Origin of the sequence: Chryseobacterium sp. JK1, from assembly GCF_050632815.1 — a bacterium.
Lineage (GTDB): Bacteria > Bacteroidota > Bacteroidia > Flavobacteriales > Weeksellaceae > Chryseobacterium.
In genome coordinates this window covers 216,503-236,958 of sequence record NZ_JBODRU010000005.1, presented here as the reverse complement: position 1 = coordinate 236,958, position 20,456 = coordinate 216,503, and the positions used below count along the sequence as shown (strand labels likewise).

Here is a 20,456-nt window from a genome sequence, read left to right as displayed (position 1 = left end):
AAGGAGAACAAAAATTGATTTAATGAATAAACTTTTAGGATTAGGCTTCCACAATTACTTTTTCAGCCTTAAGTCTTGTCTTTGGGTTGAATTTTGGCTGGTTGGCATCCGTTTCATCCTTCTCTCCAATGGCTACAGCAAATAACGTTTCATATTTTTCATTGTTTAGAATGGCGTCATATTTTTCGGGTTCAATGCCTTCCATCGGCGTAGAGTCTATACCCATATCTGCACAGGCAGATAAAAGAACACCCAGTGATAAGTAAACCTGATGTTTCATCCACGATTTGATTCCTTCTTCTCCCTTAGGCTTTACAAAATTTTTATAATAATTCACAGAACCTTCAGGAAGTACTCCATCAATCTGCTTTTCAAAATCTTCGGAATTTTTAAGAACCTGGAATACGATCAAATGGCTGCTTTCCAGTATTTTTTCTTTATTCCAGAAAGAAGCTTCTGCAAGCTGATTCTTTACTTTAGAGTTATCATTTGCAAAAATAAAATTCCATGGTTGGCTGTTGATGGAAGAAGGGCTTAAATTTAAAATCTCTTGAAGTGTTGCAATATTTTCTTCACTTATTTTTCCCTTTGGGTTATACTTTTTTACAGTATACCTGTTTTTCATTTTGTCTAAAAAGTTCATAATTTTATACTATCATTTTTATAGTTACAAAAGTAATTTAAGTTTACTAACTTTGCAATAACGGTAAAAAATGATAGTATAAAAATGTATACAATAGATAATAAATCCTATCCCTGCTGTACGAGCGTTACAATGAAGTTCATTGGTGGGAAATGGAAAGCTGTAATTTTGCACCATCTTCTTGAAGGGGCTAAGCGGTATAATGAGATAAGAAAATCAATTCCTACCATTACGGAAAGAACGTTGAGTTTACAGCTAAAGCAGATGGAGGAGGACGGTATTATAGACAGAACTGTTTTTACAGAAAAACCACCTTTGGTGGTGGAATATGAGCTGACAGATTTTGGAAAAACCTTGCTGCCTGTACTGGAGGCGATTACCAAATGGGGACAGGAAGCTCCTGTCATTTCAAAAAAAATAATCAGGAATTAAATTTCCTGATTATCTTCTTTATTCGGTTCAAAAAAACTGAAACTTACGTTTCCGTATTTTCGGGTATCTATTAAATTAGGATGTTCAAGCTTCATACGGCTTTGGTGCTCTACAATAAGTACTCCGTTTATTTTCAGGTATTTATTGTTTAAAACCAGAGAAAGCAGTTCGTAGTATTTTTTTTCTTCCATTTCAAAAGGAGCATCAGAAAAAACAATTTCAAAGGATTTTTTGTTTCTGAATTTTTTAAGCCAGTCGAATACATCTCCTCGCTGCACATTGATTTGAAGGGACATATCAAGATCTGAGGCTGTAGAATTGATAAAAGCAGTATGCTTAGGATTCATTTCCACAGAAGTTACATCCTGACATCCTCTGGAAGCAAATTCAAAAGTAATAGAGCCAATTCCGGCAAAAAGATCTAGCACAGAGATAGACTGCATATCGTATTTGTTTTCCAGAATACTGAATAAGGCCTCTTTCGCAAAATCGGTGGTAGGTCTTACATCAAAATTTTTGGGAGCGGCAATTTTTTTGGCTTTCCATTTGCCTGATATGATTCTGAACATAATTTTTTTAGGGTTTAGGTGGTAGATTATAGGTAGCAGGTGGCTTGTTTAGGAACTAATTCCTAATCCCTGCAGCCTTCAACCTAGTTAAGTATAAAATTCTTGTTAGGAATATTGTCAAAAACAATTTTCAGGTTTTTAACAAATTTCTGAAGTTCGGAGATAAACGTCTCATTCTCTGTCGTTTCTCCGTAAGCATAAAAACTGGTTTCATTGATTCCGAAACCTATCTTGCTTAATGTGAACATAATAAAGTACAGAAAGTCTACTTCAGAGTTAACATCCAGGTTATTATAAAGTATGATCTTTTTATTGTCTATCGCAAAAAACTCACATTGATTATGATAAAGATTGATGTGAATTTCCTTACTGTTTTTATTCTGAACAGAGCTCAGAAACTTTTCACCGGAGAAATTGAAATGTACCGGTACAGCAAGCTCCTTTATTTTTTTATAATAATTTTTAGGGAAAGTATAATAAAACTGAATTCCAAATTTTTTGTTGATGGAAAGCATCAGTTCTTCTTTCTCTTTATCTGCAGGAGCATTAAAGGCAATGAGGTCAAATCCTGTTTCATGCTCAGAAAACCCTTCCGGCATCAGAGTGAAATGATTAAATGCGGAAATGATCTGAATTTCATCAAAGCGCTGTTTGATAAGAACTTCATCAAGTTTTTCTTCAATAAGATTAGGCGAAGTTTCTTCTGTAACGAAATAAGACTGTTCCTCCAGAATGTTTTTGTTTTTCACAATCTGATAGATCAATCCGTCTTTGGTAAAAAGTAAATTAAGTACGTTCATATTTCAATTCCTGCAAATTTAGTGAAATTCTACCATTACCGCACCCGATTGATGGTGAAGTATTTCCTTATTATAAAAATCAATATTAATCTGGCTTTCCAAAACATCCCGAACCATCCTTTGCAATACTCCGTCCCCAATACCATGTACAATTTCGAGACGTTTCAGGTTATTTTTTCTGCAAAAGGCTATAACTTCAATCAGTTTTTCCTTTTGAATGAACAGTCTCTCAAAGCTGTCATAGTCATTAGGATTCTTTACCAAATTATGAAAATGCAGATCCAAAACCAAATGATTTTTCTGATGTTTCTTGGAAACAATCTTTTTCGGTTCCGACTTTTTTACCACACGGATATTTTCGTATAGATCGGCATCTTTCGGAACAAGTTTTTCTTTTGGATATTGATGGGTAAAGCCATACTCGTCTTTGAAAACCACAATATTCCCCTTCACGGAAGTTACCATACCGCTTAAATCTTCATCTACTACCGAAACTTTATCGCCGATTTTCATAATTTTTAAGAATTGCCTAAACCCAATATGGGTACAAAGGTAAAAACTAAAATGGATTGAAGGCAAACTCTTATACTCTCACCGCCCTCACACTCTAGATCCCAGTTCAATAACTTCCAGGTCTTTTATTTCCTCACCGTCTACCACAAAGCGCATCATGGTTCTCATTTTATGCCAGCCCTGTTTTCCACAAGCTCCGGGGTTAAGATGCAAAAGACTATTTTTCTCATCGTACATTGCCTTTAAGATATGAGAATGCCCGGAAATAAATAGTTTTGGAGCTTTTTCAGCGATTTCTTTTTTCGTTAGAGGACTGTATTTCCCCGGGTAGCCACCAATGTGTATCATTAATACTTCCAGTTTCTCACAAAAAAAACGGTTAACTTCGGGAAATTCAGCACGAATTTTAGCATTGTCAATATTCCCGTAAACTCCCTTTAAAGGTTTTATTTTCTCAAGCTGTTCAATAACATCGATGCTTCCAAAATCTCCACAATGCCATATTTCATCGGCCTGTGCAGCATATTCTAAAATCCGGTCATCTATATAAGAATGAGAATCGGAGAGAAGGAGGATCTTTGTCATTATCTAATAGTTCTTGCAGTGATACTTTCGTTGTATTTTTCTTTGAAAATAGCCAGATGTTCAGGGTTCAAATCTCCATCATGAGTAAGAACTCTTTCTTTCAACAGCCATTTTATTATCTTTTCCATGGCTTTTTTAGAATTCATAAAATTAGAAATTTTCCCCAGATCTTTAGATTTTACGATAACTTTTTCAGAGAGAAAGTTAAGAATGAAATAGTCGTCGCTTACATAGCTTGGCGTTTCATTATCCATGTATTTATAGAGTAAAACTTCCTCATCATTCTTCATCGAGAAAAATGAATACTGTGCAAGCGTTATTTTTTCAGCCTTTAAAATCTGTTTTCCATCCAGTAAAACTTTGGTGTCTTTAATCGTTACATTCTGAGAGAAGTATAAATTACAGCTTACCGTTAGTAAGAAGAAAGCTAATAATCGGTTTATTGCCATTTTCAATGCTTTTATAAATTGCAAATATAAAGAAGCTTTATTACATCTCCTGAACAAGGATACTTCAGAGAAATCAGTCACCAATATTTTTTGTTCTGCGTATAGAATCAAGTTTCTTTTCAACATCCGCGGTGAATACTTTTTTTAGTTTCAGTTCATTCTCCGTAAGTTTTGAAATAATAAAAGTACCATTCATACTGGAGTTGGAAGGAAATAAAATGCTAAGCGTAGTATCCGAAACTTTTTTCCAGCTGCCGATGTAAAGATCAAATTTTAATTTTTTAGGATTAATATCTTCCTCTGTATCAAATTTGTAGGGAGAACTATTGAGATTTCCGGTAATTTTATCATTTTTCTGAAATCTGAGACCGTGTCTTTTCTTTTCAAATGCATCCTGTTTTTCATACGTATAAATATAAGTATCGGCATTCTTCAGGTTCCATGTTTGCAAAAGAAGAGGGCTAGACACTTTATTCTGGCTTTTCATAAAACCAAGTGCAAAAAGAGAGAGGAGACAGGTACAAATAGACTTTTTCATTGATTAAAAAACTGATTTGCCCGAAATGTAAGTAAACTTTTAACACGATCAAAATGAGCATCTCTTAATATTTATTAAATTTGGGAAAATTAAAAAAGCAATGAAACAGAAATTTTCTTTTTTCATTTTTCTTTTGACTGTAGGATTAGCCAATGCACAGGTAGAAGAGAAAAAGCTGGATGAACTGATCCAGAATACCCTGAAAACTTTTGATGTTCCGGGAATGTCGGTAGGAATTATTAAAGATGGGAAAATAACCTATTCCAAAGGTTTCGGTGTTCGTTCTCTTACCTCCAAACAACCTATGGATAATAATACTCTGGTAGGTATTGCTTCCAATTCCAAAGGATTTACGTGTGTATCATTAGCTATTCTTGCCGATGAAGGAAAACTGAACTGGGATGATAAAGTTTCAAAATATATCCCCGAGTTTCAGATGTATGATCCTTATGTTTCTCAAAATGTAACCATCAAAGATCTTATTACTCACAGAGCTGGATTAGGATTGGGACAGGGAGACTTAATGTTCTTTCCGGAAGGTGGGAGCTTAACCGTTAATGATATCGTTCATAATGTAAGATATCTGAAGCCGGAAAATCCTTTCAGAACGAAATTAGATTATAACAACATCATGTTCATTGTAGCAGGAGAAGTTATCCACAGAATTTCCGGACTTAGCTGGGCGGAATTTGTTGAGCAGAGAATTATGAAACCAGTAGGGATGAATTCAAGTTTCGGAAGCTATAACAGAGCAAAGGCCGTTGCCAATAAAATTGATGCGCACGCTCCTGTAGACGGTAAAGCAATTGCTGTACCTCACGATTGGAACGAAACAGGAAATGCGGCAGGTGGAATTTTGAGTAATATTAAGGATATGACGACCTGGGCAGAATGCCTTCTCAATAATTTTACCACAAAAGATGGGAAAAAACTGGTTTCAGATAAAAATGCACAACAGCTTTGGAGTCTGCAGATTCCTGACAGAGTAGCGGCAAAAAATCCATATGATACAAGTTTTTACGGATACGGTTTAGGCTGGTTCCTTAGTGACGTTAAAGGACATAAACAAATACAGCATACAGGAGGATTGATAGGAACCGTTACACAGTTCACTCTGATTCCAGATCTTAAACTGGGAATTGTTGTATTAACCAACCAACAGTCTGGTGCTGCTTTCAATACAATTACCAATACAGTAAAAGATTCTTACCTCGGAATTGCAGATAGAAACTGGCTTAAAACTTATGGTGAAAGAATGTCTAAAGTAGAAGCAGAATATGATAAGCAAAAGAAAGAAGCATTTGCTAAATCTGAAGCATTTAAAAAAGAGAAAGCTCTTCAGCCAAAAGCAGAACAGTTTACAGGAACATACAACGATGTATGGTTTGGTGATGTTCAAATTGCAGCAGAGGGAAATACATACAGAATTTCATGTAAAAACTCTCCAAGGCTGAAAGGGGAATTACTTCCGTACTCTAATAATTCTTTTATCATCAAATGGGACGACAGAAGCTATGATGCCGATGCCTATATTATTTTCAGCTATGATGAAAATGGAAAAGCAGAATCTGCAAAATTGAAAGCTATTTCTGATGTAACAGATTTTAGTTTTGATTTTGATGATTTAGATCTGAAGAAGAAGTAAAAATGAAATTGCAAAATATATTCAATAGAAACGGGCTAAAGCCCGTTTTTTTATTAACCACCCCTCCAAAGGAGGAGAATATGCAGTTAGCAAAATAGATGTCGGTTTACTGTATAAGATTCAGATCCTGATTTGCTGCAGTAAGCTCTGTATTGAGGTGCTGTTTTTCAAAGAAGTTTTTTAGTTCAAGAAGTCTTTTTTTATCATTATAATGAATGCTTGAACTCAGTTTTCTCTGGCAAAGTGAGCAGGCTCTTGCGAGATGATAATCCGTTTCCGAAAGAGAATTGGTGCCGTTCATTACACAATTGGCATTCAGACAATGGCTGATTCCGAACATATGCCCGATTTCATGCGAACCTATTTTTATTAACCGGAGAAGACTTTCATTAAAATTGGATGCTGTTAAACCACCATTTGCAAATCTATATATAGATGTCACACCTACACCATCTTCATACGAAGCCAGTCCGAAAACATAATTCCACTCAGGTAGGGGAAAAAGATCTTTTTCTGTAATTCCCATCAGAACTACGGCGTCCTTGGGTTTTCTCTTGATTAAAATACTATCCAGTACATATCCAGCCAATATCTGTTCATGTCCCTCTTTAGAAATTCTTCTCACTGTTTTAGGAAAGACTGTATTGGGTAAAACGGGAAGTATTTTGGTTTCCAGCTGAAAATAAATTCTCAAATATTCTTGTGTGAGAGCCATTTCCTTTTTTTGAAGAGCATCAAAATTTCCTATAGGCTGAAGATAAATTGTATTTTTCCCCGGCTTAGGTATAATTTTCCTTCCTTTTTGAAAATCTTCAAAAGTCTGAAATTTTTCCTCATGATGGTATCTCCAGCTTCCGGGTTTAGGCTTAGGAAGTGGAATATCATCAATTGCTATTGTTTCAAAATACGTTTTTTCCTTTTTCTGACAGGAGAAAGGAAGAATGAATAATAGCAGATAAAAAAAGGTAAAACTATATTTTCCCAGGTTCATAAAAGAATAAAAGTTTCTTTTTGGCACCGTCAAATTCCGACCACGAGTTGCAGTCTACTTCAAAACCAGCTACTCCGCACGTTGGAAAGTGGAAAATATCCTCAGAAATAGAATTGGCAAAATTAGAAATCCCATTGTTATGAGAGAAAAGGGCAACTGAACTAAGATTATCATCCAGATCGTAGATTACAGATTCGAAACTTGTTTCCGAAGGATTATATAATTTCTGATCAGTAGAGCAGTTCAACTGATAAGCCTGATTGAAAATTTTGCACGTATTCAGCGCACGTACTGCCGGGCTGGAAACAAAATGATCAATCGTGATATTATTGTTTTTTAAGAACCGGGACATGTTCATGGCATCCTCCAAACCCTTGTCTGCCAAAGGTCTGTCAAAGTCCTCCGTTTCTTCAGGCCAGTCACTTTTTGCATGTCTTACGAGGATGAGTCTCTTCATATATATGTTTTTTGGAAGATTAAAATTATAAAAAAAATAATGGAATAAAACATGATTTATATAAAAAAACTGCGTTATGAATAAAATCAGTAAATTTTACTAAATTTGCAGACTTATGGGACAAATCCTTGCGATAGACTACGGAAAAGCCCGTTGTGGCCTTGCTGTAACGGATGATATGCAGATTATAGCCAGTGGACTGGAGACTGTAGAGAACCGATTTTTGATGGAGTTTTTGAAAAAATATTTCAGCGAAAATAAGGTAGATGAGGTAGTCATTGGACTTCCCATAGATTTGAAAGGAAATATTTCTGAGGTGGAAACCGATATCTTAAAGTTCATTGAAGAATTTAAAAAAGAATTTTCGGATATGGCTGTTCACCGCTTTGATGAAAGATTTACTTCCAAAATGGCTTCGTTTTTTATTTCACAAAGTGGAAAAAGCAAAAAAAAGAGGCAGGAAAAAGGATTAATAGATAAAGTAAGTGCAACCATCATATTGCAGAATTTTTTAGAACAAAGATTAAGATGATACTACCGATAAGAGCTTTTGGGGACCCTGTTTTGAGAAAAGTAGGAAAAGATATAGAAAAAGATTACCCCGGATTACAGGAACTGATAGATAATATGTTCGAAACCATGTACAGCGCCAACGGAATAGGTCTTGCGGCACCTCAGATTGGTTTGGATGTGCGTCTGTTTGTTATAGATGTGACGCCTCTTGCAGAAGATGAGGATTATGAGGATATTAAAGATGAGTTGGCAGCGTTTAAAAAAGTATTTATCAATGCCAGAATTCTTGAAGAATCCGGTGAAGAATGGAAGTTCAACGAAGGCTGCCTTTCTATTCCTGATGTAAGAGAAGACGTAAAAAGAAAGGGTACAATCGTTATTGAATATTATGACGAAAATTTTGTGAAACATACAGAAACTTTTTCCGATATTAGAGCCCGCGTAATTCAACATGAATATGACCACATTGAAGGGATTCTGTTTACCGACCACCTGAGTGCTTTGAAGAAAAAACTGGTGAAGGGAAAACTGTCTAAAATCTCCCAGGGTGACGTAAGCATCGGTTACAAAATGAGATTCCCAAAATAATTTAAACAAGGATAAAAAGAAATAATAAAAAGCAAAAAGCTAGTGCTGATTGCAGAATATACAAAAAATAAAATTATGCTGTTAGAAAAAATAATTTCAATTTCTGGAAAACCAGGACTTTACAAATTAGTTTCTCAATTAAGAAACGGATTCATCATTGAAGATGTTACCAACAAGAAAAAAGTTAGCATTGGAAATTCAAGCCAGGTAAGTTTATTGGATAATATTGCAATGTTTACATTTGATAAAGAAGTTCCTTTGTTCGAAGTTTTTGAAAATGTTGCAAAAAATAATGACTACAAGGAAACAATCTCTCACAAATCTTCTGATGCAGAATTGAAAGAGTTTATGTTAAGCTCTCTTCCAAACTATGATACTGAAAGAGTATATGCTTCTGATATCAAAAAATTGGCTCAGTGGTACAACATTCTTCACAAAGCGGGATACATTACTCTGGAAAGCTTTGTAAAAGCAGAACCGGAAACTTTAGAAGGTGAACCTGCTACAGAAGAAGTAAGCGTAGAAAAAGAAGCTCCTAAAAAAGCGGCTCCAAAAGCTGAAAAACCTGCTGCTCCAAAAGTAAAAGCTACTTCAGCTGCGAAATCAGCTCCAAAGAGTACACACAGAAAACAAGGATAATTCTTTTTTGAATTGAAAATACAAAATCCTGTTGAGAACTTTCTCGACAGGATTTTTTGTTGAAATGAAGTAGATGTATTTTCACAAAATAACCCTTACATTTGTATAAGATTGAATTTCCCTTTACTTATGAATACGAAACAGGAAAAGCTAGACGCTTTTGGAAGATTACTTGATATCATGGACGATCTGCGTGAGAAATGCCCATGGGATCAGAAGCAGACTTTACAATCCCTTCGCCATCTTACCCTTGAAGAAACGTATGAGCTCTCTGATGCTATTTTACAGGAAGATTTACAGGAAATAAAGAAAGAACTGGGCGATGTACTGCTTCATCTCGTTTTTTATTCTAAAATAGGCTCTGAAAAAGAAAGTTTTGATATTGCTGATGTCATCAATTCACTCAATGAAAAGCTGATCTTCCGCCATCCTCACATTTATGGAGATACAGAAGTGAAAGATGAAGAAGAAGTAAAACAGAACTGGGAAAAATTAAAATTAAAAGAAGGCAACAAATCTATTTTGGGCGGAGTTCCGAAAAGCCTTCCAAGCCTTGTAAAAGCGTACAGAATTCAAGATAAGGTAAAAGGGGTCGGATTTGAATTTCATGATGCAGAAGATGCCTGGAAAAAGGTAGACGAAGAAATTCAGGAATTTCATGCAGAAACGGATTTGGATAAAAAGGAACAGGAACTGGGTGATGTATTTTTCTCATTGATCAATTATGCCCGAATTTCAGGAATCAATCCGGATTCAGCATTGGAACGCACCAACATTAAATTTATTTCAAGATTTCAGAAAATGGAAGTTCTTGCAGAAGATCAGGGTTTACAACTTGCAGATATGTCTCTGGAAGAGATGGATGTTCTCTGGGAAAGGGCGAAACAGCTTTCATAAATCTTACTTGGAATGATTAATGCTTCTTATTTTCAGTTTAAAAAAATAAAAATATGCTACGTTTTCTTATTTTACCTGCTTTGTTTTTATTGAGCTGTAATCCAAAAGCTCAGAATTCACCTGCTAAAAGTGATGAACTAAAAGTACAGTTCGCCTTACCTAAAAAATTGAAGGAAGTATCAGGAATTACCCTTTCAAAAGACAAAAAGACGATTTGGGTAATTGAAGATAGTGGGAATAAGAATGCCATATACGGGATGAATGATAAAGGAGATCTGGTAGCCAAAGTTCCCGTTGAAAATTCTGAAAATACAGACTGGGAAGATATTATTTCAGATTCCCAAGGTAATATTTACATAGGAGATTTCGGTAATAATGATAATGACAGACAGGACCTTGTTATTTTAAAAACGGATCTGAAAGATATTACACAAACCACAACAAAAGTTGTTCAGACTACAAAATTTCATTATCAAGGACAGACAGAATTTCCACCAAAGAAATCAAAATTACTTTATGATTGCGAAGCTTTTGTTGAAATGAATGGCAGTTTCTATCTTTTTACTAAAAACAGAAGCAAAGGGTTTGATGGAACTTTTCTTGTCTTCAAAGTACCCAATAAAGAAGGAAATTTCGAAGCCAGGCTTATAGGAACTTTAAAACTTGAAGGAGGTTACAATGATGCTGCTGTTACCTCTGCCACCATCAACAATACAAAAGATAAAATTGTCTTGCTAAGTCATAAAAATATCCATGTTCTTACAGGGTTTACTGCAGACAATTTCAATACATCTAAGATTCAGAAGATCCCTTTGCATCACAATTCTCAGAAAGAAGCCATTGTTTTCTATGATAATAAAACCTTAATGATTGCCGATGAAAAGGGTAAAAATGAAGGTGGGTATGTCTATACATTTCCTTTTTAGGAAGGATATTGTTATTTTTGTGGTCGATTAAATGACTATGAAAAAAATATTTTACATTTTACTTGGCCTAAGCTTATTTTCCTGCAGTACTGATGATGATGTTATCAATGAAACTCCATCAGAAGATTTACAACCCGACAAAGCATATGTTTTTTTAATGGATTATCCGAACAGTATGGCTATTTATGACAGATATTATAAGCTTACTTATGAAAATGGACGTTTAAAGAATATAATGGGGAAATTTTATCCTTTCTCAAGTCCCATTAGTTACTTCAATCCTAATGTCCTTACACAGTTCACATACAGTAATAATAAAGTTCTGGTGAACTACTTTGAGGCACCACAAGAAACTGTAGGATATAAATCAGTATCCTACACCCTGGAAAACGGCAGACCAGCTAAGGCTGAGCATTACTATAATTATAATAATAATGCATACCCTGCCGAATTAGAATTTACTAATATCTATACGTACAGTGAGAATACAATAAAAGTATATATGAAATCTGGCGCCTGGGAATATTTTACCACCTATTATTTTGATGCAAAAAATAATCTTACCAAAAAAGAATTCCTAGAAAGGGCTGGTAATATTGATCATAAAATAACTACCACTACTTATTCTGATTTTGATAACGCAAAAAATGCATTTAAAAAGTTTTATCTCGTTAATGATGAACTTTTTGAGAAAAGCTTATCTGCTAATAATTTCAGGGGCAAAGAAACGGTTAGTCAATATTTTCCAACTGAAGCCAACGGTGGGATTGTAGGAACTCCGGGATATTCGAACAGCCACTGGACTTATAACTATGATAGCAACGGGCAGGTATTATTATATTTTCCTCTTCAATAAATACAATAAGACAAAATCCACAGAAAATTTTCTGTGGATTTTGTTTGGAAAGTATATATAATTGAAGTGATTGAATGGTAAAGATGATCTAAGGCGTCAAGTATGAAATATGAATATTACCACTTGAAAGTCTAAAGTTTTGAGTATAACGGCAACGTATTCTAAAGGTTTCCCCGGTAGAAAAAAAATTGATACTCGATAGATTATGATTCAGGCCTAAAGTACGTTCTCCATGCCCTGTAGAGATTCCGGAGAGCGTTGTAAGAGTGGGAGACACTTTCTGAATATAGGAATTGGCTGTCCCCGCAGTTTGTCCATTACCATTTAAGCTGAGGTCATAAGTAATATAGGGTACAATATTGTAAAAACCAGGTTTAACTACCGTGAATAATCCTGTGCTGGTACTGTAAGTGATATAGGTATTATCAATTTTATTGCTTACATTGAAAATATAGGTTTGTGAATAGCTTTCATGCGTGTTTACCGGAGTATTGTGCGTTCCTGTATAACTTCCACTACTGGGATTGATGTTTGTTTTGTTTCCTACAAAAACTACTTTCAGAAAGTTTTCCGATTCTATTGTTTTCCATATGGGTGCATTGCCAGTTCCGTTTGACATTAAAAATTCTCCTCTGTTACCGGAATTTCCTTTTGTCTCAGCATTGCCGCCCACATTAAGATCTTTTACGACCTGAAGAGAACCATTGACATGCAAAGAATGTTGAGGAGTGGCGGTGTGTATTCCTACTTGTGCATTTATGATTTCGGACATGACAAATAATGCCATATACAATAGCTTTTTTTTCATCTTAAAGTTGTTTTTTATCGAATAATTTTAAGCAAATATAATTTTTTTCAGATACCTTATTTTTTTGACAGATATTAAAAATATTAATCTATGGATGCTTATAGACGATAATCTTTCAACTATGACTTTTGTATAAAAGTCATATTCATCTTATGGATGAAAATATTCAAATTTCAAATGGGATTGTTAAATTTTATTTAAATTGATTTTTTTTAGTAACTGAATATAATGTTTTGTTATTGAGCCTGTTTTGATGGCTTCCCTGATACCTGAATTGTGAAATAAATGTAAGTTATGTTGAGTGATCGCAACAATTTAGAAATTCATTCCCACTCCTGCAGAAATCCTTCCTCCATCTGAACCATAGAAATAATTAAGCCTTGCAGACATCATCTCAACAATGCTCAGCCATAGCCCGGCCCCTACAGATTGATGCCATTTTCTGGAATATTCACCATCATTCCATACACGTCCCACATCATACCCAACAAGAATTCCCAGGTTAGCCGGTGCAATATTGTTTCTTATTCTTCCAAAGTCCCAACGGATCTCCGAATTATTGACAAAGTAAGACCTTCCTGAGAACCTTTCATTTCTGAATGCTCTCATTCCGTTATTTCCTCCTATAGAAGCCGCCTGATAGAACTCAAAATTGTTATTATTGATCCACATGGCATTACTGGAATTGGCGAATACAAAAATTCCTTTTTTATCAATTCTATGATCAATCGCCAGCTTACCTTTTAACGTCACAAAATTATTGTTGAAGTCAGATACGGTAGCTTTCCAGGCTGCATTCAGCATGAATTCCAAGCCAAGGGTAGGGAAGGCTGTATTATCTGCATTTTTATATCCGAATGTATAATTAGCTCCTACAAACTGCTGGCTGTTGAATACCTCAGGTTTCACATCCGGAGACTGATTGATAAAACGCCCTTCTTTATGCTGTACTTTATTATCTTCAAAGCTAAGTTGAAACTGGTGGCTCAGGTTCATCCAACTTGTTTTGGTAATAGAAGGAGAAAAATTAAACATAGAAATTCTGGCCCTGTTATATTCTCTTTCCGTATCCTCCTTATCATAAGGGCTTTCATTAGAAAGACCGAAGAAGTTTTGTGAAAATCTTGGAGTGGTATAAAAAGCATCCAGATTTAGATCCCATCCGGCAATTGCTTTTTTGAATATCCCTTTATACGTAAGACTGAATCCTGCCGTTGCCGTATAAAAATTGGCTTTTAAACTATGTTTCTGAGTAAAAGGATCACGAATGAAATTATTGACCGTATAATTAGCCAAAACCCCTACAATAACACCATCATCCGGGTTATAGTCCAGGTTCGGATAACCCGCTACTGAATTATATTTTGGATGCTTATAATTATAACTGTTAATGTCGTAATCATTGGTGATATTCTTGGTAGCATTATGAGAATTATAGGTGTTCTTTTGAGATGCAAAATCATAAATTTTTACCTTTCTTCCGTCTGCTACATTGTATACATCATGATTGTATCCTCCAATCAGCCTGATATTCATTTTAGGTCTTCCTTTGCCTACAACCTCATAAATGTCATCGTCTTCCAGGCCATAGATCCACAATTCTTTTGTTTTCGAATCATGGTAGGTTTTTTCAAAAACCAGTTCATTCTTGTCTTTATTTTTGCCTAATTTGTATTGCTGTACCAGTACTGAATGTCCATTTTTTGTAATGACAAACTTATCAGGATTTACGGTTCCTGCCAAAGGAACTTTTACCTGAAGAACATCATAATACTGAGAAGCATACGTCTGAAGTTTCGTTTTTCGTATTTTCAGTTTTCTCTGAATATCGGCAATGGTTTCGTCCTGTACCTCTTTTGGCAGATTATGAAAGGCATCATCAATATCTGCATCCGTCAGATGTTCCTGAATATATTTAGCCTGAGCTTCCCATTCTTCTGGAGTAGAGGATTTTAAAAAGACAAGATCCATCGGATAAGGTTCCATTGCGAGCCATTTTACACTGCTGATATCTTCCGTAAAGGTTTTCATATGGCGGATAGCAGGGACATTCATGATTAGTTTGAATGCAGCTCCGTCATATTTACTGAAAGCCTGATCTCTGTCTTTTGGAATTGGTTTGTAAACGACTTTATCACCCACTTCATATTCTGCCCATTTCCACTGATCAGAATGTCTGTCCCAGTCACCAATCAGCATATCAAACAAACGCGCTCTGATATAAGATTCCCGGTCAACAGAATATTTATAACTCTTCGTAAGGTTTTTTAAAACATCATCCGTAGAGACAATATCTTTAGCGTTGTCAAGATAAGCCAGTGTTTTCGGATCCGAAGAAAAACGCTCTTCAATCATATACATTTCATCCCCATAGTTTTCATTATATCTTCCCAAAGCCTGTTGTTTGGGTATGTAATAAAGTTTGGGATTACTATGCAGAATATTCAGTTTTTCTGACATGTTGCCAATCGTAAACGGAGTGAACGGGTGATTGGTCGTGTAGAAATCCAATAAGAATTTCTCAGGAAATGTATCGGCAAGTTCCTCCCCCAATGTACTTTTCTGGAAAGCCATATTATTAAGGAAACGGATCGCACTTTTTTTCACCCCACGCATTACAAATTCCTGGCCGTTCTGTGCCTTCAGTCTTAAACTGTTGGACTGGTTTCCTCCACCTTCTCTGAAAGGTTTATATCCTCCATTCAGTTCTGATAAATTAGCCGTAGGAGCTTCAATAGGAATCCCATAATATTTTCTGTAATGATCTCCCCAAAGCCATCGGTAGAATTTCCTTTTTTCTGTAAGAGCTACCGGATAAATGGTTGAAGAAATAGTTGGCGGAAAACTATTAGGAAAATTATTCACAAACACATCCGGTTTTGACATAACGGAAATATGAGTGAGCTTTTTGGTCTGATTATCTTTTGTGGAAAAGTATTCCACATCCGTACTTTGGTCTTTTCTTATATTCAATACTGCAAAGCCGCTTCCTCCATAAGAGAAATCAGTATGCTCTACAATAGTGGATGGATCTACTTTTGAACCGGCACCACTAATGATCTGTCTTAAATTTTCATCTTCATGGTACTGAAGATTATGATCATGTCCGGAAACGAATATAATATTTTCTTTATCCTGAACAATACTTTTTATCCTGTTAGCAAGATCTGCATAATGCTGATTGTTGAGATCGGCAGGACTCGCTCCTGAAGAGCTTCTCAAAATATTCACCGCACTTGCAATAACCGGTAAAGGGACTTTACTGTTGAACGGATAAAGATGTGATTTTGCAGCAGTGAACCCTGCATGAGTACCGCTGCTGATAATCGGGTGATGCAATGCTACAATAATTCGTTTCCCCTGATTCTTAATAATGAGATCTTTAAACTCAGTAAAAAAATCTTCACGGGTTTTGATATTACAGTTTTTGTTGATTCCAGGATGATTATCCCAGTTGGTAATGACCCATTCCGAATCTATAGCGATTAATTTAATATCCTTGGAAATAGTAATATCATCAATAGGACAGCCATTTTTGGGTAGAAAAGCCTTTTTATCATCAATATATTTTTTTACAAGACTTTCCTGGCTATTAAGACCTTCCAGTCCGTTATACCAATCATGATTTCCGGGAATAACTAGCGTTTTTCCTTTGAAATTTTTGGTAATGGCGAGCTGATTTTCCAGCTTTTGCTTTGCGGAAGCATAATCTTTGTCAGTTTTTTCCGGTATTCCACTAGGGTAGACATTATCGCCCAGAAAGATCAGCATAGAATTGCTGTCTGCCGAATCCAGCTTACTTTTCAGTAAATTTAGCGTTTTTTGAGCCTGAGGTTCATCTGCATTTCCGGCATCTCCAATCAGAAAAAGTTTAAAATCATTTTCAGATTTTATGTCAGAATCTTTTACTTCGTATAAGTTTTTGCCCTTTTGTACGTTATATGTAGCGCAGGAATAAAGCACTCCGGCAGACATTACTGTTCTCAGAACAATAGAAGTATTTTTTAGATGAGTTTTAAAGGATAAATTCATAAATTTACATTAACAAAAATTCAGGAATGAGCATTCTACACAAAGCTAAAAATTATGTTGAAATCTTATTCAAAGATAAGTTATCTTCAGTATATTTTTATCATAATTTTATTCATACTGCCTACACTGTCAATAAGGCAGAGGAAATCATGAAGAATACTCCTGTTTCGGAAGAGGATCAGGAGAAGGTACTGGTGGCCTTATGGTTCCATGATACCGGTTATATAGAGTGTGCGCAGAACCACGAGGAGAAAGGGGTAGAAGTAATGAGGGAATTTTTGCAAAAAGAGAATTATCCTGAAAGTTATATCCAGGATGTTGAAAAGCTTATTCTTGCGACTAAAATTACGTATGTTCCTCAGACTTTACTGGAGAAAATTGTAAAAGATGCAGATTTCAGTCATTTTGCGGGTCACGATTATAATGATATTTCTGATGCTCTGAGAAAAGAGTGGGAACTTACCAATTTCAGATGTTTTTCCAATGATGAGTGGAATGCCGGTAATCTTGATATGCTGAAAAATAAGCACACTTTTTATACCGATTACGCTAAAGAAAACTGGGAACCTCTGAAAAAGAAAAATATCAAAAAGATAGAAAAAAAGCTGAGCAAAGAAAAAGAAGAGGATAAAAAAGACAATTCTGAAGGGAAGAAAGATAAAGAAAAGTCAGACAGAAGTGTAGATACCTTATTCAGAGTTACGCTTAACAACCATACCCGATTGAGTGATATCGCAGACAGTAAAGCCAATATTCTGCTTTCTGTAAACGCAATCATTATTTCGGTTTGTCTTTCTGTGTTGGTTCCGAAGTTGGATGCACCGAAAAACTCCCATTTGATTCTTCCAAGTTTTATATTGTTGCTGTCAAGTGTTCTGACAATTATTTTTGCTATCCTTTCCACAAAACCGAATGTCACCAAAACGACTTTTACAGCACAGGATATTGCTAACAGAAAAGTAAACCTACTGTTCTTCGGGAACTTTCAACAGATGATATTTGATGATTATCATAATGCAATGAAAGATTTGATCAAAGACAGGGATTATATCTACGATTCGATGGTGAAAGACCTTTACTATCTGGGAAAAGTTCTTGAAAGAAAGTATAAGCTTTTATCTATTACCTATAAGATCTTTATGGCCGGAATTATTATTTCCGTGTTGTCTTTTGGAGTAGCTTTTCTGAGTCTTTAAACGGATAAAAAATTAACTTACAGATTCATTCTGGCAGATTGAAACTCTCAACGCTAGCAATCCTGTAATCCCTTGAAGGTCTTCTACTTTTAGGAATTCGACGTCATGCTGCAGAATTTTTTTCTTTTGCAGCTTGGAGATATAATCCAGGTATTCTTTCTGGTTTTCCATTCCAAAATAAACGATGGTAATTTTTCCCGGGGCTGTTATTCTTTCCTGAGAGTCTTTAATATGGGCTTTATCCAGACGTTTTTTGATGATCTCATAATAGGAATTGTAAGCTCCGTCTACATCAAACCTTTTTTCGTCCATTCTGAAGCGGATATCAATTTTTTCGTTATAAACGAAGATCAGTGAGGCAATATCAAGCTGAATAGGAAGATTCATTTTAAAAGACTGAAATTCTACCTCCATTTTGCAGATGGTTTTCAGCTGCCAGTATCGGAGTTTATGAACTACTTTCGCGGTGTAATGCAAATCCGGGGCAATTGACTGACCAATGTAGAGATTGTGTTCCACACCGTCAGATTTGAATCTTTCATAATAATGTGGAAAAATTTCCTGAGCTTTAATCTGGCTTTCATCCAACATATCAGCAAATTTTCTATTGAGAAGCGTGATAGAGTCATCCAGATTTTTTCTATGGCTATAAAACAAATCTGTTTGAGGCAGAAGCTGTGAGAAATATTCTTTTATCTTCGTTTTAGTTTCTCTAGAGGTTCTTACCTCCAGTTTTCCCTGCAGAAAAGGATGAATTTCTTCCCGTAAGAGTCTTTGAAAACGCTGCTCGGTATCGGCTTTAATCTCATTGTTCAGCTCGTTTTCAAAAACATCCAGAGCCAGCTGAAACTTCTCGGAATCTGAGTTGGTAAGTGTTAAAATGCTGTTCAGTGCTTCAATCTGCTGATTAAGATCTTTAAGCATCAGATTGAAACGTTTCTCTGAAGAAGAACGGATGTCTGATACCCCAAAGAGCGGAGTAAGGTTCTTAAAGGTGATTTGCTTTAAAGTGTGTATTTTTCTTCCAAGCGATGCGGTAAAATATTTTTCAGCTTCATTTCTGAACTTCCACACCACACTGTCGTGAATAGTGGTATATTCACGTTGTATAATCGCTTCAATCTGATAATTTTTTTCAAAATAAAATCTGCTGAGCGAGAAAAGAATCATGTCGGTAAAAAACTCCATTTTTTTGAGCTTTAAGCCATTGAAACTGCCTGCAATAGGAGATGTGAATTCCATAATAGCAAGAAGCTCATTATCTTTCATGATAGGAATTACCATGAAGCTGTTTACATTATTATCTTTTAAAATACTGAAAGAAGGAAGCTTTTTTACATTCTCATCAAGATTGTTCACATTGGAAACCACAATGGATTTTGAATTGTGACTCAAATTGTTGAACGTTGTCTTCCTGGTTTCCTCATCAAATGTATTGATCCAGAAATCGAGAATATGATTCGTAAGAAGACTTTCGTAAATAGGGAGCTTATCCAGTTTCTGCTCTTTTTTGTTGAACGTCATCAATCCGAAATTGAGTTCAGGAACATCAAAATAAGACTTGAAGATTTCTGTCAGATTTTCGTTCGGATTAAGATTCTCAGGATCAATCTCTATCATGCTTGATTTGAGATCAGACAGAGCGACCTCAGAAGTACAGTCTACCAGTGAAATAATGGTAAACCCTTTTAATATCCATGACTCAGAAGGGAAATATTTTTTCCACAGTTTAAAGTCATCCAGGTTTTCCAACAGCATATCCAGAACATCATTCTCCGGAATTTTGGCTTCCTCTGTAGGGAAAATTTCAGTGAAATCTGAGTTTACCGTAATTTTATAATGCTTCATGATCCCCTGTTTGTTCGGGATGTCATAATAAAGCGGAATGGTACTTTTGATATCTTTTTTAAAATAACTCTGAAGAATGATACAACAGCAGAAAACATAAAATTCGTTATCACTGATATTTCTTAATTCTATTTCAAAGTCTTTTCCGGCATCTTTCAGAATATCTTTAAACCTTTCGGTATAGTTGAACGTGAGATTGGAAAGAGGAATACTGGCTGCCTTTATTTCGTTCTTTGTAAGCCCTATTGGGAAAAGATCAGCAAGAAGAAGCCTGATGAGGTCTTCATTTTTTTCTAAAAGACTGGTATCCTGAAACCCTTCTTTAAACTCTTTGAAATTTCGGGTACTCTCTATCAAAGACTCAGCATAGCTAACTCTGTACTCCAGGCGGTCGTTGTACCGAATATGCTCCAGCACATCCAAATATTTATTGAATGATATAAAAACCTGAAAAGGAGAGTCTTTTTTATAAAGATTGGCCAAAAGCTGAAATTTAAAGTAAAGTTATGAAAAATGCAGAATATTGATATT

General features: G+C 35.4%; 21 protein-coding genes. 9 read left to right on the top strand and 12 right to left on the bottom strand.

From position 1 onward, the window contains the following. Nucleotides 1-40: 40 nt before the first annotated feature. Nucleotides 41-643 carry a nitroreductase family protein gene (locus ACQ76T_RS21680; RefSeq protein ID WP_431345285.1) on the bottom strand — a complete coding sequence of 201 codons (603 nt, stop codon included), beginning with the start codon at nt 641-643 and terminating at the stop codon, nt 41-43. An 84-nt stretch (nt 644-727) separates the two neighbouring features. Between ACQ76T_RS21680 and ACQ76T_RS21675 the strand changes: the two genes are divergently transcribed. Then, a complete protein-coding gene (locus tag ACQ76T_RS21675; RefSeq protein WP_431345284.1) occupies nt 728-1,075 on the top strand; it encodes a winged helix-turn-helix transcriptional regulator in 348 nt (115 codons plus the stop codon). On the opposite strand, the gene ACQ76T_RS21670 is transcribed toward ACQ76T_RS21675, so the two are convergent. The 6 genes from ACQ76T_RS21670 to ACQ76T_RS21645 form a co-directional block, all read right to left on the bottom strand. Then, nucleotides 1,072-1,644, bottom strand: a complete 573-nt coding sequence (locus tag ACQ76T_RS21670; protein WP_431345283.1) for an RsmD family RNA methyltransferase — start codon at nt 1,642-1,644, stop codon at nt 1,072-1,074. The genes ACQ76T_RS21675 and ACQ76T_RS21670 overlap by 4 nt on opposite strands. 83 nt (nt 1,645-1,727) lie before the next feature. Continuing rightward, the gene (locus tag ACQ76T_RS21665) at nt 1,728-2,444 is read right to left on the bottom strand and encodes a DUF3822 family protein (RefSeq protein ID WP_431345282.1); all 717 of its coding nucleotides are present in this window, start codon (nt 2,442-2,444) and stop codon (nt 1,728-1,730) included. Nucleotides 2,445-2,462: 18 nt separating this feature from the next. Beyond that, nucleotides 2,463-2,957: a Smr/MutS family protein gene (locus ACQ76T_RS21660; protein ID WP_431345281.1), complete on the bottom strand. Its 495-nt coding sequence runs from the start codon at nt 2,955-2,957 to the stop codon at nt 2,463-2,465. Between the two features lie 87 nt (nt 2,958-3,044). Further along, nucleotides 3,045-3,542 carry a metallophosphoesterase family protein gene (locus tag ACQ76T_RS21655; RefSeq protein ID WP_431345280.1) on the bottom strand — a complete coding sequence of 166 codons (498 nt, stop codon included), beginning with the start codon at nt 3,540-3,542 and terminating at the stop codon, nt 3,045-3,047. Continuing rightward, on the bottom strand, nt 3,542-3,991 hold the full coding sequence (locus ACQ76T_RS21650) for a hypothetical protein (RefSeq protein ID WP_431345279.1): 450 nt from the start codon (nt 3,989-3,991) through the stop codon (nt 3,542-3,544). The genes ACQ76T_RS21655 and ACQ76T_RS21650 overlap by 1 nt, the downstream gene beginning before the upstream one ends. Before the next feature lie 73 nt (nt 3,992-4,064). Further along, nucleotides 4,065-4,529 carry a hypothetical protein gene (locus tag ACQ76T_RS21645; RefSeq protein WP_431345278.1) on the bottom strand — a complete coding sequence of 155 codons (465 nt, stop codon included), beginning with the start codon at nt 4,527-4,529 and terminating at the stop codon, nt 4,065-4,067. Between the two features lie 100 nt (nt 4,530-4,629). Between ACQ76T_RS21645 and ACQ76T_RS21640 the strand changes: the two genes are divergently transcribed. Next, nucleotides 4,630-6,174: a serine hydrolase gene (locus ACQ76T_RS21640; protein WP_431345277.1), complete on the top strand. Its 1,545-nt coding sequence runs from the start codon at nt 4,630-4,632 to the stop codon at nt 6,172-6,174. A gap of 106 nt (nt 6,175-6,280) precedes the next feature. On the opposite strand, the gene ACQ76T_RS21635 is transcribed toward ACQ76T_RS21640, so the two are convergent. Beyond that, complete coding sequence (locus ACQ76T_RS21635) at nt 6,281-7,165, bottom strand: Zn-dependent protease (protein WP_431345276.1); 885 nt, start codon at nt 7,163-7,165, stop codon at nt 6,281-6,283. Continuing rightward, complete coding sequence (locus ACQ76T_RS21630) at nt 7,146-7,622, bottom strand: SixA phosphatase family protein (RefSeq protein ID WP_422694968.1); 477 nt, start codon at nt 7,620-7,622, stop codon at nt 7,146-7,148. The genes ACQ76T_RS21635 and ACQ76T_RS21630 overlap by 20 nt, the downstream gene beginning before the upstream one ends. A 115-nt stretch (nt 7,623-7,737) precedes the next feature. Here ACQ76T_RS21630 and ruvX point away from each other — a divergent pair, with 115 nt between their 5' ends. The 6 genes from ruvX to ACQ76T_RS21600 all read left to right on the top strand — a co-directional run bounded on the left by ruvX (nt 7,738) and on the right by ACQ76T_RS21600 (nt 12,041). Then, a complete protein-coding gene (ruvX, locus tag ACQ76T_RS21625) occupies nt 7,738-8,154 on the top strand; it encodes a Holliday junction resolvase RuvX (protein WP_431345275.1) in 417 nt (138 codons plus the stop codon). Further along, nucleotides 8,151-8,723 carry a peptide deformylase gene (gene def / locus ACQ76T_RS21620; RefSeq protein ID WP_431345274.1) on the top strand — a complete coding sequence of 191 codons (573 nt, stop codon included), beginning with the start codon at nt 8,151-8,153 and terminating at the stop codon, nt 8,721-8,723. The genes ruvX and def overlap by 4 nt, the downstream gene beginning before the upstream one ends. A 75-nt stretch (nt 8,724-8,798) precedes the next feature. Then, nucleotides 8,799-9,362, top strand: a complete 564-nt coding sequence (locus tag ACQ76T_RS21615; protein WP_431345273.1) for a DUF5606 family protein — start codon at nt 8,799-8,801, stop codon at nt 9,360-9,362. 129 nt (nt 9,363-9,491) lie between these two features. Beyond that, on the top strand, nt 9,492-10,259 hold the full coding sequence (gene mazG, locus ACQ76T_RS21610; protein WP_431345272.1) for a nucleoside triphosphate pyrophosphohydrolase: 768 nt from the start codon (nt 9,492-9,494) through the stop codon (nt 10,257-10,259). Nucleotides 10,260-10,312: 53 nt separating this feature from the next. Continuing rightward, nucleotides 10,313-11,185, top strand: a complete 873-nt coding sequence (locus ACQ76T_RS21605; RefSeq protein WP_431345271.1) for a hypothetical protein — start codon at nt 10,313-10,315, stop codon at nt 11,183-11,185. A gap of 37 nt (nt 11,186-11,222) precedes the next feature. Continuing rightward, nucleotides 11,223-12,041 carry a hypothetical protein gene (locus ACQ76T_RS21600; RefSeq protein WP_431345270.1) on the top strand — a complete coding sequence of 273 codons (819 nt, stop codon included), beginning with the start codon at nt 11,223-11,225 and terminating at the stop codon, nt 12,039-12,041. A gap of 88 nt (nt 12,042-12,129) precedes the next feature. Here the strand turns inward: ACQ76T_RS21600 and ACQ76T_RS21595 are convergent, their stop codons facing one another. After that, nucleotides 12,130-12,849, bottom strand: coding sequence for a hypothetical protein (locus ACQ76T_RS21595; protein WP_431345269.1), 720 nt, complete (start codon nt 12,847-12,849; stop codon nt 12,130-12,132). A gap of 315 nt (nt 12,850-13,164) precedes the next feature. Beyond that, nucleotides 13,165-16,881, bottom strand: coding sequence for a metallophosphoesterase (locus tag ACQ76T_RS21590; protein ID WP_431345268.1), 3,717 nt, complete (start codon nt 16,879-16,881; stop codon nt 13,165-13,167). A gap of 26 nt (nt 16,882-16,907) precedes the next feature. On the opposite strand from ACQ76T_RS21590, the gene ACQ76T_RS21585 reads away from it, so the two are divergent. Further along, nucleotides 16,908-18,077: a Pycsar system effector family protein gene (locus ACQ76T_RS21585; RefSeq protein WP_431345267.1), complete on the top strand. Its 1,170-nt coding sequence runs from the start codon at nt 16,908-16,910 to the stop codon at nt 18,075-18,077. 12 nt (nt 18,078-18,089) lie between these two features. On the opposite strand, the gene ACQ76T_RS21580 is transcribed toward ACQ76T_RS21585, so the two are convergent. Beyond that, entirely contained in the window at nt 18,090-20,408 is a 2,319-nt protein-coding gene (locus ACQ76T_RS21580) for a GAF domain-containing protein (protein WP_431345266.1), read from the bottom strand. Between the last annotated feature and the right edge of the window lie 48 nt (nt 20,409-20,456).

Coding starts and splice junctions, on each gene's coding strand:
- ACQ76T_RS21680 (WP_431345285.1), bottom strand. CDS start 643: ATGAACTTTTTAGACAAAATGAAAAACAGGTATACTGTAAAAAAGTAT.
- ACQ76T_RS21675 (WP_431345284.1), top strand. CDS start 728: ATGTATACAATAGATAATAAATCCTATCCCTGCTGTACGAGCGTTACA.
- ACQ76T_RS21670 (WP_431345283.1), bottom strand. CDS start 1,644: ATGTTCAGAATCATATCAGGCAAATGGAAAGCCAAAAAAATTGCCGCT.
- ACQ76T_RS21665 (WP_431345282.1), bottom strand. CDS start 2,444: ATGAACGTACTTAATTTACTTTTTACCAAAGACGGATTGATCTATCAG.
- ACQ76T_RS21660 (WP_431345281.1), bottom strand. CDS start 2,957: ATGAAAATCGGCGATAAAGTTTCGGTAGTAGATGAAGATTTAAGCGGT.
- ACQ76T_RS21655 (WP_431345280.1), bottom strand. CDS start 3,542: ATGACAAAGATCCTCCTTCTCTCCGATTCTCATTCTTATATAGATGAC.
- ACQ76T_RS21650 (WP_431345279.1), bottom strand. CDS start 3,991: ATGGCAATAAACCGATTATTAGCTTTCTTCTTACTAACGGTAAGCTGT.
- ACQ76T_RS21645 (WP_431345278.1), bottom strand. CDS start 4,529: ATGAAAAAGTCTATTTGTACCTGTCTCCTCTCTCTTTTTGCACTTGGT.
- ACQ76T_RS21640 (WP_431345277.1), top strand. CDS start 4,630: ATGAAACAGAAATTTTCTTTTTTCATTTTTCTTTTGACTGTAGGATTA.
- ACQ76T_RS21635 (WP_431345276.1), bottom strand. CDS start 7,165: ATGAACCTGGGAAAATATAGTTTTACCTTTTTTTATCTGCTATTATTC.
- ACQ76T_RS21630 (WP_422694968.1), bottom strand. CDS start 7,622: ATGAAGAGACTCATCCTCGTAAGACATGCAAAAAGTGACTGGCCTGAA.
- ruvX (WP_431345275.1), top strand. CDS start 7,738: ATGGGACAAATCCTTGCGATAGACTACGGAAAAGCCCGTTGTGGCCTT.
- def (WP_431345274.1), top strand. CDS start 8,151: ATGATACTACCGATAAGAGCTTTTGGGGACCCTGTTTTGAGAAAAGTA.
- ACQ76T_RS21615 (WP_431345273.1), top strand. CDS start 8,799: ATGCTGTTAGAAAAAATAATTTCAATTTCTGGAAAACCAGGACTTTAC.
- mazG (WP_431345272.1), top strand. CDS start 9,492: ATGAATACGAAACAGGAAAAGCTAGACGCTTTTGGAAGATTACTTGAT.
- ACQ76T_RS21605 (WP_431345271.1), top strand. CDS start 10,313: ATGCTACGTTTTCTTATTTTACCTGCTTTGTTTTTATTGAGCTGTAAT.
- ACQ76T_RS21600 (WP_431345270.1), top strand. CDS start 11,223: ATGAAAAAAATATTTTACATTTTACTTGGCCTAAGCTTATTTTCCTGC.
- ACQ76T_RS21595 (WP_431345269.1), bottom strand. CDS start 12,849: ATGAAAAAAAAGCTATTGTATATGGCATTATTTGTCATGTCCGAAATC.
- ACQ76T_RS21590 (WP_431345268.1), bottom strand. CDS start 16,881: ATGAATTTATCCTTTAAAACTCATCTAAAAAATACTTCTATTGTTCTG.
- ACQ76T_RS21585 (WP_431345267.1), top strand. CDS start 16,908: ATGAGCATTCTACACAAAGCTAAAAATTATGTTGAAATCTTATTCAAA.